The organism is Paraburkholderia sp. CHISQ3 (assembly GCF_030464945.1).
In the GTDB taxonomy this organism is placed as follows: Bacteria; Pseudomonadota; Gammaproteobacteria; order Burkholderiales; family Burkholderiaceae; genus Paraburkholderia; species Paraburkholderia megapolitana.
In genome coordinates, this window is sequence record NZ_JALPRG010000011.1 from 86,766 (window position 1) to 101,568 (window position 14,803).

The window sequence follows — 14,803 nt, forward strand, 5'->3', positions numbered from 1 at the left end:
TTTCCATGCATCCGGCCTGGCAATCCTGAACGTTCCACTGGGATGTCTTATCTGATCGATGAAACTGGCTGCCTTCACCGTTGCCGCTGCCGTTGCGCTAGGTGCACTGTGTGCCGCCGGGCCCGCGCGCGCGGATTGCTTCGACGAGGCGGCAAACTATCAGAAGGTGAACCCGCTCATCCTGCGCGCCATCGCGTGGCAGGAATCGCATAACCGGCCGGAAGCGCTGCATAAGAACGCGAACGGCTCGACCGACTACGGCGTGATGCAGATCAATTCGATCCATCTGCCCACGCTCGCTCACTACGGCATTTCATCCGATACGCTGATGCAGCCGTGCAAGAACGTCTACATCGCCGCCTGGCATCTGCGCCAGAAGATGAACAAATACGGGAATACCTGGCAGGCGGTCGGCGCGTACCACTCGGAAACGCCGTCGCTGCGCGATCAGTACGCGAAGCAGATCGTCGCCATTCTGCAGAAATGGAACCTGTTGCAGGCGTCGCGCTGAGTAGCGCGCGTCACGTTGCCGGTCAACCCGAAGCCTTCCACCTCACGCTTTTCGTCGTGCCCCAGGCTACCGCGAACCTCGGGTGCGCCAGGCGGCCGCGCGGCGTTTGATGCACAATGCGGCTTCGTGCTGCCGCCGGGCGTCCAGGGTCTCATTACGCCGGGGCCGGCCGCCTCCCATTTCCTCCTGCTTTCCGTACTGCGATGAACCAGCCGCCACTGCCCGTCACCGTGCTCTCGGGTTTTCTGGGCGCGGGCAAGACCACGCTCCTCAATCACATCCTCGCAAACCGCGCGGGCTTGCGCGTGGCCGTGATCGTCAACGATCTCGCCGCCGTCAACATCGATGCCGCACTCGTGCGCGATGCCGCCGCGTTGTCGCACGTCGAGGAACAGCTCGTCGAGATGTCGAACGGTTGCATCTGCTGCACGCTGCGCGACGATCTGCTGACCGAGATCCGGCGGCTTGCCGGCGAACAGCGTTTCGATGCAATCCTGATTGAATCGACCGGTATTGCCGAACCGATGCCGATCGCCGAAACCTTCACGTTCGTCGACGACGACGGCGTGTCGCTATCCGACGTTGCGCGGCTCGATACGATGGTGACTGTCGTCGACGCGTTCAACTTCCTGCGCGACTATGCCTGCGCCGATGCGCTCGCCGAACGCGGCCTCGCCGCCACCGACGAAGACGATCGCACGCTCGTCGAATTGCTGATCGAGCAGATTGAGTTCTGCGACGTACTGGTAGTGAACAAGACCGATCTCGTCAGTGCCGACGATCTCGCGCGTCTGCAGCACATTCTTGCTCACATCAATCCGCGTGCGGTACAGGTTTTGAGCCGCTTTGGCGTAGTTCCGCTCGCCGAAGTGCTCGATACGAAACGCTTCGATTTCGACGAAGCGTCGAATGCGCCGGGCTGGCTCGCCTCGCTGCAACACGATCACGACCACGCGCATCACGGCGAAGCCGACGAGTTCGGTATCGGCAACTTCGTTTATCGCGCGCGCAGGCCGTTTCATCCAGAACGTCTGTGGGCACTGCTGCATGAAGAGTGGAAAGGCGTACTGCGTAGCAAAGGCTTTTTCTGGCTCGCGACGCGCAATGACATTGCAGGTTCGCTATCGCAGGCAGGCGGCGCATGTCGCCATGGGCCGGCGGGAATGTGGTGGGCCGCGCAGGACCATAGCGAGTGGCCCGAGGGCGACGACGAGCTGCTCGCGGAAATCACCGCCGACTGGCACGGCGATCTGCAGGATACGAGTATCGGCGACCGTCGTCAGGAACTGGTGATGATCGGTGTCGATATCGATCCGGCGCTGTGGCGTGGAAAATTCGATGCGTGTCTGTTGAACGACGACGAGTACGCGCAGGGAGCCGAAGCCTGGTCGCATTTCGCCGATCCGTTCCCCGCGTGGAATCTCGATGCCGAAGACGATCATGACCACGATCACGATCACGGCGATGGAGAAATCGTGCATCGGCACGACTAGAACGACTCAACAAAAAAGACTGGCGACACACGTCGCCAGTCCACATGCACACACCGAAAAAGCCGATAAAAAATCGCCGCGCAAAAAACGAAAACAAAAAACGCGGACGAAAAAAAACCCGCCTGAGGCGGGCGTCAACAAAAAAGCAACCGGGTGCTTAACGCTTGTTTACTGCGTCCTTGAACGCTTTACCAGCCGTGAACTTGACAGTCTTGGCGGCCGGGATCTTGATAGTTTCGCCGGTCTTCGGGTTGCGGCCCGTACGTGCTGCGCGCTTGCCCGAACCGAAGCTGCCAAAGCCGATCAACTGGACCGAGTCACCTTTTGACACAGCCTTCTTGACCACTTCAAGCAACGTGTCCAGCGTTTCACCGGTTTGAGCCTTGCTGGCGCCCGTCTGTCCTGCGACGGCGTCGATCAGTTCCTGTTTGTTCATTAAGGTTCCTTTCTGAGTTTAGGTTGACACGAACAGCGCGAACGCGCCGATTATACGTGCGCGAGCCGCGCCATTGAGCAGCGACGGCTCCGGAAGCGGTCCGGACAAATGCGTCGCGCAAGGTACTGCATGACGGCCGTGCTGCCGCTTCCCTCCGCGGCGCTTGCTATGATAGCGCAGCGCAAACCCATGCAGGATAAGGGTTTCGAAGAATTACAGCGTTCTTTACGCGTTTCTCCTATGGAAAGTGCCGTTTTTGACCTCGACGGAACCCTGCTTACCGCGCGACACCAGTTTTTGTCGCCGTCGAGCGTTGGTTTTTGCCAACGCGGCGCGCCCAGAATCGCGCCCGCAGTCCGCGAAACCCGCACTGGGCGAGCCTTTCCCGGCAGTCTCCCGATGTCTGTTCGAGTGTTTTTTCACCACGCATGACCGACCCGCTCATCCCTGCGACGCTCGCATTTCGCGATAACGGCACACCGTTTTCGCCGCGTCACGACGACATTTATCACAGCGCGGTCGGCGGTTTGGCTCAGGCCGAATACGTGTTCTTGCACGGCAATGGTCTGCCGGAACGATGGCAAGGTCGGCGGATTTTCACCGTGCTGGAAACCGGCTTCGGCATGGGAATCAACTTCCTCGCGACGTGGGCCGCGTGGCGCGCGGACCCTGCGCGCTGCGAGCGGTTGCATTTCGTTTCGACGGAAAAGTACCCGTTTACCGAGGCCGATTTGCGTGCGGCTTACGCGGCGACGGTTGCGGAAACATCGATCGTGGAGCTTGCACAGACACTCGCCGAGGCGTGGCCGACACTCGTGCCCGGTGTGCATCGACTCGAATTCGAGGGCGGTCGTGTCACGCTGACGCTCGCCTTCGGCGATGCGCTCGAGACACTGCCGTCGCTGTGGTTGCGTGCCGATGCGTTCTATCTCGACGGTTTCTCGCCGGCGAAAAATCCCGAATTGTGGACGCCGCCAATCTTCAAGATGCTCGCGCGCCTCGCCGGTGACGACGCAACCTTCGCCACCTACACAAGCGCCGGCGATGTGAAACGCGCGCTCACGCAAACCGGCTTCGAGTATCGCAAGGTGGATGGTTTCGGCTGGAAACGCGCGATGCTGGTCGGTCGTTTCGCGCCGCGTTGGCGCGTACGCCGACACGAGCCGCCGGTACCACTCGCCGTCAACGCACGACATGCCGTCGTGATCGGTATAGGGCTCGCGGGATGTGCAGCAATCGAACGACTCGCTGCGCGCGGCTGGCAAATCACGTCGCTCGAGCGACATGCCGGCATTGCACGCGAAACATCAGGCAATCCTGCGGGCGTTTTTCATCCGCAGCTTTCGCGCGATGACAGCGGCACGTCGCGCATTACGCGCGCCGGTTTTGCGTACGCATTACAGCGCTGGATCGCACTCGAACACGCAGGTCATGATTTCGCGCGCAGCACCCAGGGCCTGCTGCAACTCGCCGCTGACGACGCCGAACTGCAAGCCATGACCGACGCGTTCACCGCGTTCGCGTGGCCGCGTGATTTTGTCGCACCGCTGTCGCGCGACGAAGCACAACGTATCGCGAAGGTGCCGCTCGCATACGGTGGATGGTTTTACCCGCACGGCGGCTGGCTCGATCCCGCTGCGCTATGTACAGCGCAATGCGCCGCGGCCGGCACGCAGCTCGAACGGCGTTTCGGTGTTGAAGTTGCACGGATCGAACGCAGCGGCGATCAATGGATCGTGATCGATACGTCGGGTCGCGCAATCATTTCGGCGCCTGTGGTGATCGTAGCGAACGCACATGAGGCCGCCCGCATCGCTGGCCTCCAGCATGCCGCGACACAGCGTGTACGCGGCCAGCTCACCCTACTGCCGCGCGGCAGCATCGTGACGCCGCACGTGCCGGTCATCGGTGCGGGCTACGCTGTACCGCTCGCCGACGGCGCTACGCTGAGCGGCGCGACCTACCACGTCGACGACATGGACACATCCGTGCGCTCCGCTGATCACCTCGCGAATCTCGAACGCCTCGCGGAAATGATGCCGTCGCTGGATCCCGCATTGCGAACACAAGACCCGTCGACGTTCGCGGGGCGCGTCGCGTTTCGCTGTGTCGCACACGACCGCCTGCCGATGATCGGTCAGCTCGCCGACGAAGCCGCCGCTACGCGCGACGCCGAACGTCTGCGCGGTGCATGGCCGCTGGATCTACCTCGCGCGGACGGTCTATATGGCGCGTTCGCTTATGGCTCGCGCGGTCTGGTGTGGGCGGCGCTCGGTGCCGAACTGATCGCCTCGCAGGTCGAAGGCGAGCCGTGGCCAATCGAGCGCGACCTCGCCGAAGCCATCGACCCAGCGCGCTTCCTGCTACGCGCGCTGCGACAAAGCACGATCCGCTGAACCAATCCCCCTTCATCTCCTTCAACGCGCACCAGACTTGTCCACGCCAGGCTGTGGATAACTATCGGGAATGCGCGCGCAACTCGTGTGGACTCGATGTGGACGTAAACGGGGTAACTTCGTTTCGGCGCGCGCCGCGGCAAAGTTATGCAAAGAAGCCAGCCGCTGTCGCATACGCTTTGCGTCCGGTTATGCGTTCGCCAAGCAGATGATTCATTTCGGTAAACCGGGGTTGTCCACAGAAATGCGACCCCTTTGTTAACTGCTACTACGTATACATACAGGTAAACCATTTAAACCAAAGGGCTGCACGAGTTGTCCGACGATCGCAGCCGAAAAACAACCTGCATGTCCCATCGATCTATCTCTGCTAATGCAGTGAAACCGGATGAAACCCCTTTCGATAGCCGGTCGCTTTTTCCTTCAATCCCGCACGATCGCGGTTGGTTTTACCGTTTTGCAAGCATGTTCGAGACACTTTCAGTCGAGTACGAAAAAGCTGTGGCACAATCGCCGTTCTTCCCGCGTTGCCGTTGCTTCGAGCGACGGACGCATCAACGGAACGGTTGCCGGTCAATCAGAATCTGATTCGAAAGTCGACGGCGTTCTTTTCATACGGGCCGACTGCTCCCGCTGCGCGACATCCGTTGCGACAGGCAGTGATGCAGTACCGGTTCGTTCTGTTTTCATCCGATCGTTGACAGCTCGCGATGTGGATCGGCCGCAGCGTATTCGCCATGAACGCGGTGTACGCTCAGTCCTCCACAACGCTCCCCGCACGAGGCGGGTACAGCTGTCGCTGCCAAAGGAGAAGCCACCACGATGAAGTCGGCGTTTTCATTTTTTCCCGCGTGGCCACTCATGCCCGACGCAATTTTCTGGGCCGGTCTGGCATTGCTCGCAGCAGGGCTGTGCGGCGAGCTCTGTTATCGCGCGTGGCATCTGCCACGTATCTCCGGCTATGCGGTGATCGGTCTGATCGCCGGTGCGGCGGGCTCGGGTGTGATCGATGCGAGTGCGGCATCGGCTGCTCGACCGCTGCTCGACGTCGCGCTCGGGCTACTGCTGTTCGAACTTGGCAGCCGGCTCGACCTACGCTGGATGCGCCGCAATTACTGGCTGATTCTCTCGAGCTTCGCCGAGTCGACGCTGACCTTCATCTTCGTACTCGTCGTCTTGCTGTTCCTCAAAGTGCCGACGATGGTCGCGATGGTGCTCGCATCGATCGCCATGGCAACGTCGCCCGCGATGGTGATCCAGCTGAAGACCGAGTTGCGCGCAGAAGGGCAGGTGACGCAACGTCTGATGGCGCTCACTGCGCTGAACAGCATGTATGCGGTCGTGATCGAAAAGCTCGCATCGAGCTGGCTGCATCAGGAGGTGTACGGCAACGTATTCGCAACAATCCTGCAGCCGTTGTATCTGCTGATCGGTTCGTTGATCCTGGCATATGGGCTCGCGCGCGCCTGTAATTTCTTCTATCGACGCATGAACATGCAGGACGAGCATTCGTTCGTCGCATTGTTCGGTCTCGTGCTGCTGGCCATTGCAGTCGCGCATCTGTTCAAGCTGTCGACGATCCTGAGTCTGCTCGCCGCCGGCATCATCGTGAAGAATCTCGAAGCGCGTCCGCAACTCTGGCCGCAGCATTTCGGCACAGCCGGATGGCTGCTGACGGTGATCCTGTTCGTGCTGACGCTCACCACGTTCGAGTGGAAAGATATCGCGCTCGGTGGCGTCGCCGCAGTGGGATTGATCATCGCGCGGCTCATCGCCAAACTGCTCGGCGTGCTAGCCTTCGCGAAACCGAGCGGGCTGAACTGGAAGCAGGGCGTCGCGCTCGGTTTGTCGTTATCGCCGATGTCGGCGCTTGCGTATCTGCTCGTCGACGACACCTACACGCTGTACCCGAATTTCGATCCGATGCTGCGCGCGGTGGTGATGTGCTCGATCGTCGTGTTGCAGATCGTCAGCCCGTGGCTGGTCTATCGCAGTCTTGCGCTCGTTGGCGAGCGCCGCGAGTAGACGAACACCTTCATATACCGCTTTGCCATGGCCGGATGTCTTCGAAACATCCGGCCGATTTGACCCAGGGAACGCCATGTCACTCGAACCCTTCGTCGATTCGAAACCGTTCACATTCGGTATCGAACTCGAAATGCAGATCGTCAACACACACGATTACGATCTGACCAAAGCCGGCACCGATCTGCTGCGGCTCATCAAGGATGAAAAAATTCCGGGCAACATCACGCCGGAAATCACCGAGAGCATGATCGAGCTGTCCACCGGCATCTGTACTTCGCACGAGCAGGCCGTCACCGATCTGCGCACGATCCGCGACACGCTCGTTGCAGCCGCCGACCGCCTGAACGTCGGTCTGTGCGGTGGTGGCACGCACGCATTCCAGCAATGGAGCGAACGGCAGATCGTCGATACGCCGCGTTTCCAGTACCTGTCCGAGCTTTACGGCTACCTCGCGAAACAGTTCACGGTGTTCGGCCAGCACGTGCACATCGGTTGTCCGGATTCGGATAGCGCGCTGTATCTATTGCATTCGATGTCGCGCTTTATTCCACATTTCATCGCGCTGTCGGCATCGTCGCCGTTCGTGCAGGGTGTCGACACGGGCTTTCATTCGGCTCGCCTGAACTCGGTATTCGCGTTTCCGTTGTCGGGCCGCGCACCGTTCGTACTCACGTGGGACAGCTTCGAGGAATACTTCTCGAAGATGGTGAACACGGGCGTCGTCAACAGCATGAAAGATTTCTACTGGGACATCCGTCCCAAACCGGGCTTCGGCACGATCGAAGTCCGCGTGATGGACACGCCGTTTTCCGTCGACCGCGCTGCGGCGATCGCCTGCTACATCCAGACGCTGGCACGCCACCTGTTGCTCGATAAACCGCTGATGCCGAAAGAGGACGACTACCTCGTCTACACGTTCAACCGTTTCGAGGCCTGCCGCTTCGGTCTGGCGGGCACCTGCATCGATCCGCAGACCGGCGAACGCAAGACGATTTCCGAAGACATCATCGAGACGCTCGAGCGCATCGCACCGCATGCCGAAGCACTCGGTTCCGGCCGGGCGCTCGACGAAGTCGGCGCGATTGCACGTAGCCAGATCAACGATGCGACCTGGCTGCGCGGCGTCGTTACCGAAGAAAAATCGTTGCACGAAGCAGTGCGGCAGCAGTGCCTGCAATGGCGGGCGTAGCAAACGGGTACGCGGAAATCGTGTCAACCCCAGGTCTTGAACCCTCATGAACCCGCTTTGTGCGGGTTTTTTTATTTCCGACAGGACCTTCCCAAGGTTTTTATAGAACTGATGTATACGTTTGTAGTAGTAGTTAACAAGGGTCGACGGCTTCTGTGGACAACCCGATAATTCCCTGCAGAGTCATCGTGCTGCACGCAGCACAACCGCGCGATTCGTCTGTGTGCAGAGCACGCGGAACGCGGATAACCCGAGAGGCCGGCCGATCGCCCTGCGAGTTGTCAAGAAACCGTGCACAGGTTGTTAAGCGCTTGTCCCGTAGTTATCCACAGATTCTGTCGGATAACTTAGCTGTACGATTCGCCGCTCTCGAATAGAATGTTGTTTCCGTACTCCGCGTCGTCGTTCGAGTGGATGTGTCCCACGAGTAATGAAATGAAAGAAGCGCGAGAAAACAGTACGGTACTTTTTTGAGATACTTTATAAATTAGTAGATGTAAGAAGTCGACCCGCCCGGGATTCAGGCGGAAGTGCCCCCACCAGGCTGCCGGCGTTTTGACGCATGGCGACCGACCATGCAGCGAAAAGCTGTCAACAACCAAACAAAGATCATGAGCGAAGGCGTTTACGGAGAGCAGGCGATGGGACGTGTCACCCACAGCCTGTTACGACTGAGCACGGCCATGCGGAGCCAGGCATGGGAATGGGCGGAAGGTGCGGGTCTCACACCGACCCAGGGAGAAATCCTCGTGCTGCTGATGCAGCGCAAGGGGCCGATGCGACTGGGCGAGATCGCCCGTGAAACCGCACTGACCGCTGCCACGACGAGCGACGCGGTAAGCACGCTGGAAGGCAAGGGGCTTGTCGAAAAACGTCGTGCACTCGACGACGGCCGCGCACTGGCGGTGCGTCTAACCACACGCGGACGAACTGCGGCGAAACGCGCGGCGCAATGGCCGGACTTCCTGTCGAAAGCGGTCGGCACGTTGCGCGCCGACGAGCAATCGGCTTTCTATCGCACGCTGCTGAAGACGATTCGCCAGCTCGAAGCACAGGGCCACATTCCGCTACACCGCATGTGTGTGACCTGCACGTATTTCGAGCCGAGCAAGAATCCGAAGAAGACGCCGCATCATTGTGCGTTGCTCGACCTGTCGCTGGCGGATACCGATCTGCGTCTCGACTGCTCGGTTCACGAGACGGCTGATGTCGCGACACAGAAAAAGACCTGGAAGGTGTTTGTCCAGCACGTCTGAGCTCAACCTGACGACGGAAGCCGCCGATGAATCCAGAAGTTCTGGCCATCCGCCATGTGCACTTCGAGGATCTGGGCAGTCTCGAACTGGTCCTCGGCGAGCGTAGCCGTCCGGTGCGCTATCTCGACGTGGGGTTTGCGCGCATCGAGGCGCCGGACCCTGTTGCGCCGTCCCTGATGGTCGTACTGGGCGGCCCGATCAATGCCTGCGACGATCTGCGTTATCCCGCGCTGGTGCCGCTCGTCGAGAAGATCGAGAAGCGTATTGCGGCAGGCCTGCCGACGCTCGGCATCTGTCTCGGTGCGCAGCTCATCGCACGTGTGCTCGGGGCGCGTGTCTACAAGGGTGCGCAGACCGAACTCGGCTGGTCGCCGCTGACGCTGACCGACGCGGGTCGCGCGTCGCCGGTGCGGCATCTGGATGCTACGCAGACCTCGATGCTGCACTGGCACGGCGACACTTTCGATCTGCCGGACGGTGCCACGCGTCTCGCATCGACAGCAGTGTGCGAGAACCAGGCGTTCGCGTGGGGAGATCATGTGCTCGGTTTGCAGTGTCATCCGGAGATTCGGGCGGACCGCTTCGAGCCCTGGCTGGTCGGTCACGCTGCCGAAATCGCCGCCGAAGGCGCGGACGTTCTGCAACTGCGCGACGACACGGCGCGTCTCGGACCGGCTCTTGAAGCCGCCGCGCGTCGCATGTTCGGCGAGTGGCTCGATCAGGTCGACGCGAAGCCGTAACGCTTGCTCGAGTGCCGGTTTAGCGGGGCTATCTGCGCGTTCGCGTGCCTCCGGTAGCGCGGTCCGGCGCCCTGCAGCAAATTAACCGCGGTGCTATCCTCGGTCGCTCATTCGCCTTCCCGGATCCCAATCCATGAGCGCTCTGTTTTCTTCGCTCACGCTGCGCAGCGTGACGCTTCCGAACCGTATCGTCGTCTCCCCGATGTGCCAGTATTCCGCCGAACGCGGCGAAGCCACCGCATGGCACATGATCCACCTCGGCCATCTCGCGCTGTCGGGCGCAGGTCTGTTGTGCATCGAAGCGACGGCCGTCGAACCGGACGGTCGCATCACTCCCGGCGATCTCGGATTGTGGGACGACGCCACCGAAGCGGCGCTCAAGCCGGTGCTCGCCGCGATTCGCAAGCACTCCCATATTCGCGTCGCGATGCAGCTTGCTCACGCGGGACGCAAGGCATCGAGCGCCGCGCCGTGGGACGGCGGCCAGTTGATTCCGGTGGCGGACGGCGGCTGGTTGCCGCATGCGCCTTCGGCGGTGCCGCACAAGGATGGCGAAGAGCCGCCGCTCGCGCTCGACGCGGCCGGCCTTAACCGCATCCGCGAAGCGTTTGCCGCAACGGCCCGACGCGCAGTCCGGCTGGGCATCGATGCACTTGAGGTACATGCCGCGCACGGCTACCTGCTGCACCAGTTCCTGTCTCCGCTCGCGAATCAACGTACCGACGAATACGGCGGCTCGCTTGAAAACCGGATGCGTTTTCCGCTGGAGATTTTTGACATCGTGCGCGCGGTGTTCCCCGCCGATAAACCGGTCGGCGTGCGCGTTTCGGCGAGCGACTGGGTAGAGGGCGGCTGGACGCTCGACGACACGCTCGCCTTTGCCGCCGAGCTGAAAAAACGCGGTTGCGACTGGATCGACGCATCGTCGGGCGGTGTCTCGCCGCTGCAGAAGATCCCGCTCGAGCCGGGTTATCAGGTGCCGTTTGCACGCGCCATCAAGCACGCGACAGGTCTGCCGACCATCGCCGTGGGTCTGATCACCGAGGCCACCCATGCGGAGCAGATCATCAGTGAAGGCGCTGCCGACCTCGTCGCGATGGCCCGCGCGATGCTCTACGATCCGCGCTGGCCGTGGCATGCAGCAGCGCAACTGGGCGCCAGCGTCGAGGCTCCGCCGCAATACTGGCGCTCGCAGCCACGCGATCAGAAGGCGTTGTTCGGCGAGATTTCGTTTGGGCAACGCTGAGCAGGCTTATTGACTGTTGAACGAAGCCAGTCCAAGCGTGTAGGATGCCGATTGTGCCGCACATGCGGCACAGGTCGACGCGGCGCCCGCAAGGCGCCGCGTTTGCTATGAGCGTCGCGAAGGCCGGCGCATCGTCGCCGTGACTGGACTTTTCACCTCCCGTTTTTCACAAGGATTCATTCAATGGGTTCACGCAGGATCGCCGTGCGCCGTTCAGGCGTACACGGCAAGGGTGTATTTGCCACCGGAGCGATCGCGACGGGTGAGCGCGTGATCGAGTACAAGGGCGAACGGATCTCGTGGAAGGAAGCCTTGCGCCGTCATCCGCACAATCCGGCTGAACCGAATCACACGTTCTACTTCGCACTCGATAACGGCGACGTGATCGACGGCAAGGTGGACGGCAACAACGCGCGCTGGATCAACCATTCGTGCGGGCCGAACTGCGAAGCCGAAGAGATCGACGGGCAGGTATTCATTCACGCGCTGCGCGACATCGAGGTCGATGAAGAACTGTTCTACGACTATGGCCTCGTGATCGATTCGCGCCAGACGAAGAAGCTCAAGCGCGAGTACGAGTGCCGTTGCGGATCGCGCAAGTGCCGCGGCACGATGCTCGCGCCGCCGGACAAGCCCGAAAAATCGTCGAAGAAAGACGCGTCGAAAAAGGACGCAAAGAAAGGCAAGAAGAAGAAATAGGGCAACGCTGCGCGATGCGCGCAGCCCGTTGCTAGAAATCGATCGGCGCCTGGTGCGCCGATTTCTTTTCGCTGCGCCGTTCGTCGCGGGCACCGGTATCGGCCGCGCTACCTGCTGCAACCAGCGGGATCCGCACGATGAAGCGCGCACCGCCCTCCGGCGCGTCCTCGTAATGCACACTGCCGTGATGCAGCGCCATGATGTCGTGGACGATCGCAAGGCCGAGACCCGCGCCGCTGTCCACGCCGCCATCGCTCTGACCGTCGCCGCGGAAGAACCGTTTGAACAGATCGGCCTGCTGGTTCTTCGGCACACCCGGCCCGTTGTCCTCGACGATGATCTCCGCTGTGGCCACATCTTCGATCAATACCTGCGATACCGTGACCGTGATGCGGCCGCCGTCGAAGCGCGACGGCGGTACGTACTTCAGCGCGTTGTCGAGCAGGTTCGCGATCACCTCGTGCAGCAGCACGGGGTTGCCGCGGGCAATCAGCGGATGGCCGTTTTCCGGATCGTCGAGACGCTGGAAGCCGAGGTCGACGTGCACGCCGAGCGCGCGCGGCACCCATTCCGCACCGGTTTCGAACGCGAGTGCCGCCATGTCGACGCTCACGAAGCGCGCAGCCTGTTCGCCCGGTTCCGCACGCGCCAGCGACAGCAACTGGTTGGACAGCCGCACCGCGCGATCGGCTGCGGCGCGCAGCTCGTGCACAGCGGCCAGCGCCAGTTGCGGGTCGCGCGCGACGGCGGCCTGCTCGGCATGCAGCTTGACCGCGGTGAGCGGCGTACGCAGCTGGTGGGCGGCGTCGGCGATGAACTTGCGCTGGGCGTCGAGGGCGGTTTTCAGGCGTCCGAGCAACGCGTTCAGCGCACCTGTCAGCGGCCGGATTTCGACTGGCACATAGGTTTCGTCGACAGGCTCGAGCGAGGTATGGGTTTGCCGGTTCAGCGAATCGGCGAGATCGGTCAACGGGTTGAGCTGCTGGTTCACGACGCGCCAAACGATCACCCAGCCGGCCAGCAGCAGCAAAAGCAGCGGCATCATGATGGCGACGAGGAATTCCGCGGCGATCTGGAAGCGGTGACGGACCGGCTGGCCTACTTCGACGACGATCGGATTGCCCGCCGGCTGATCGACGCGGACCTGAGCCACGCGCACCGTGGTGCCTTCATGTTCGGCCTCGAACACGTACGCGTAATGCATGCGGCGCACGCTGACACCTTGTAGCGGCAGCTTCGGGTCGCCGGCAATTTCAGTTTCGCCGTCGCTGATCCGGTACACGAGCTGTTCGACGGGATCGGAGAACATCGCCTGCGCGAGCGGCGGCACGGTGATCGACGCATCGGGACCGGCGATCTGGATCTGCTTGGAGATGGCGGTAGCGAGATCGGCCAGCGAGCGGTCGACGACATGCTGCGTGTATTGCCACGCAAGCCAGTACGCAATCAGGCCGCTCATCAGCGCGAGCAGCGAAAGCGGGGCGGCGAGGCGGCGCAGCAACGAGCGCCGCAAGCTGTTTGCGGCTGGGTAGGGCATGGTCGTGGACAAGCTCGACAGCGGGTCGTGGGCGAAAGAACCGCGCTGCGTCGGCCTGAGCCGGCGCAGCGCGCAGCAAGCCTGCATCATAGCGTGCATTGCCGGGCGCGCGCCGCTGTCCCTGCCCAGGGCGGGCAGGGAGGAGTCCCGAGGGGCTCCGATATCGCGCCGCGGTTATGCCGCCTGGCGGATTTCCTGCAGCAGGTAGCCGAAGCCGCGCACCGTGACGATTTCGACGCGGCAGCTCTCGAGTTTCTTGCGCACGCGGTGCACATAGACTTCGATCGCGGTATCGCCGAGATCGCCGCCGAAGTGCGTCAGGTGATCCTGCAACTGCGCCTTGCTGACCACGCGGCCGTGGCGCAGCAACAGCATTTCGAGCACGGCGAATTCGCGCGGCGACAGTTCGAGCGGCTTGTCGTCGTTGAAGATGCGGCGGTCGACACCCGACAGGCGCACACCGCCCAGTGACACTTCCGGACGCGGCATATCGCCGTGCGGACCGCTGCGGCGCATCACGGCGCGGATGCGTGCTTCGAGTTCGGCGGGTTCGAACGGCTTCAGCATGTAGTCGTCGGCGCCCGAATTCAGGCCCTGCACACGGTCGTTCAGCTCGTCGCGCGCGGTCAGCACAATGACCGGCGTGTGCCGGTTGCTCTGGCGAAAGCGCGACAGCAGCGTCATTCCGTCGATGCCGGGCAGACCCAGATCGAGGATCACGAGTTCGTGGCGGTTTTGGGTGAGGGCCTGTTCGGCGAAGATGCCGTCGTGGACCATGTCGACCGTGAAGCCGGCTTGTTCGAGGCTGCTTTGGATGCCGCGTGCGATGGGGCGGTCATCTTCGATCAGAAGGAGTCGCATGGATTTCGCTCAAGTACAATGGGTTAGGCATATCAGGTCACGGTTCGCCGCGGTGTCTGCTGCGCGGGAACCGTGCAGCGTTGCCGTACGATACGCCAGTGTGCAACCACGAGAATCATGTCCGATATTACGATCCACGAACTGGAAGCCGCGATCAACTTCTGGCGCGCCCGCTCACCTGCAAGCGGCGACGAACTTGTTCTGTGCAAGGAGGCTAGCGCGCTCTCCAAGCCCTATGCGCTGATGATTGTACAGCGTCAGAACGCGCTGGCGCGGGAACGTTTAGACCCCATCGCCGGCGATGCCTGGGATTCTTACACCCGCCTTAAGAATGGCCTGTAGAACTGAAGGTTTGCACGCCTGCCAACCTCCAAACCCCTTTCATCCTCTGCGCGCGGCCTGTTCCGGCCG

13 protein-coding genes are annotated in these 14,803 nt (G+C 61.7%); 10 read left to right on the forward strand and 3 right to left on the reverse strand.

The window, feature by feature from the left end; genetic code table 11:
- Positions 1 to 58 precede the first annotated feature (58 nt).
- Together M0D65_RS24375 and M0D65_RS24380 are read left to right on the forward strand one after the other, a co-directional pair.
- The gene (locus M0D65_RS24375) at positions 59 to 511 is read left to right on the forward strand and encodes a lytic transglycosylase domain-containing protein (protein WP_091016982.1); all 453 of its coding nucleotides are present in this window, start codon (positions 59 to 61) and stop codon (positions 509 to 511) included.
- A 203-nt stretch (positions 512 to 714) separates the two neighbouring features.
- A complete protein-coding gene (locus M0D65_RS24380; RefSeq protein ID WP_266254925.1) occupies positions 715 to 2,004 on the forward strand; it encodes a GTP-binding protein in 1,290 nt (429 codons plus the stop codon).
- Positions 2,005 to 2,161: 157 nt separating this feature from the next.
- On the opposite strand, the gene M0D65_RS24385 is transcribed toward M0D65_RS24380, so the two are convergent.
- Entirely contained in the window at positions 2,162 to 2,440 is a 279-nt protein-coding gene (locus M0D65_RS24385) for an HU family DNA-binding protein (protein WP_091016988.1), read from the reverse strand.
- Between the two features lie 428 nt (positions 2,441 to 2,868).
- Between M0D65_RS24385 and mnmC the strand changes: the two genes are divergently transcribed.
- The 7 genes from mnmC (at position 2,869) to M0D65_RS24420 (ending at position 11,994) form a co-directional block, all read left to right on the forward strand.
- Positions 2,869 to 4,836: a bifunctional tRNA (5-methylaminomethyl-2-thiouridine)(34)-methyltransferase MnmD/FAD-dependent 5-carboxymethylaminomethyl-2-thiouridine(34) oxidoreductase MnmC gene (gene mnmC, locus M0D65_RS24390; RefSeq protein ID WP_266254926.1), complete on the forward strand. Its 1,968-nt coding sequence runs from the start codon at positions 2,869 to 2,871 to the stop codon at positions 4,834 to 4,836.
- A gap of 822 nt (positions 4,837 to 5,658) precedes the next feature.
- The gene (locus M0D65_RS24395) at positions 5,659 to 6,861 is read left to right on the forward strand and encodes a cation:proton antiporter (RefSeq protein WP_266254927.1); all 1,203 of its coding nucleotides are present in this window, start codon (positions 5,659 to 5,661) and stop codon (positions 6,859 to 6,861) included.
- Positions 6,862 to 6,937: 76 nt separating this feature from the next.
- Positions 6,938 to 8,053: a YbdK family carboxylate-amine ligase gene (locus tag M0D65_RS24400; protein WP_091016996.1), complete on the forward strand. Its 1,116-nt coding sequence runs from the start codon at positions 6,938 to 6,940 to the stop codon at positions 8,051 to 8,053.
- Positions 8,054 to 8,664: 611 nt separating this feature from the next.
- Positions 8,665 to 9,309: a MarR family winged helix-turn-helix transcriptional regulator gene (locus M0D65_RS24405; RefSeq protein WP_091017567.1), complete on the forward strand. Its 645-nt coding sequence runs from the start codon at positions 8,665 to 8,667 to the stop codon at positions 9,307 to 9,309.
- Positions 9,310 to 9,335: 26 nt separating this feature from the next.
- The gene (locus tag M0D65_RS24410) at positions 9,336 to 10,049 is read left to right on the forward strand and encodes a glutamine amidotransferase (RefSeq protein ID WP_266254928.1); all 714 of its coding nucleotides are present in this window, start codon (positions 9,336 to 9,338) and stop codon (positions 10,047 to 10,049) included.
- Positions 10,050 to 10,182: 133 nt separating this feature from the next.
- On the forward strand, positions 10,183 to 11,295 hold the full coding sequence (locus M0D65_RS24415) for an NADH:flavin oxidoreductase/NADH oxidase (protein ID WP_266254929.1): 1,113 nt from the start codon (positions 10,183 to 10,185) through the stop codon (positions 11,293 to 11,295).
- Positions 11,296 to 11,478: 183 nt separating this feature from the next.
- A complete protein-coding gene (locus M0D65_RS24420; protein WP_266254930.1) occupies positions 11,479 to 11,994 on the forward strand; it encodes an SET domain-containing protein in 516 nt (171 codons plus the stop codon).
- A gap of 31 nt (positions 11,995 to 12,025) precedes the next feature.
- Here the strand turns inward: M0D65_RS24420 and M0D65_RS24425 are convergent, their stop codons facing one another.
- Both M0D65_RS24425 and M0D65_RS24430 read right to left on the reverse strand, forming a co-directional pair.
- Positions 12,026 to 13,531, reverse strand: coding sequence for a sensor histidine kinase (locus M0D65_RS24425; RefSeq protein ID WP_266254931.1), 1,506 nt, complete (start codon positions 13,529 to 13,531; stop codon positions 12,026 to 12,028).
- A 174-nt stretch (positions 13,532 to 13,705) separates the two neighbouring features.
- Entirely contained in the window at positions 13,706 to 14,392 is a 687-nt protein-coding gene (locus tag M0D65_RS24430; protein WP_075155370.1) for a response regulator transcription factor, read from the reverse strand.
- 117 nt (positions 14,393 to 14,509) lie between these two features.
- Here M0D65_RS24430 and M0D65_RS24435 point away from each other — a divergent pair, with 117 nt between their 5' ends.
- A complete protein-coding gene (locus M0D65_RS24435) occupies positions 14,510 to 14,734 on the forward strand; it encodes a DUF3717 domain-containing protein (RefSeq protein WP_091017004.1) in 225 nt (74 codons plus the stop codon).
- Positions 14,735 to 14,803: the final 69 nt, after the last annotated feature.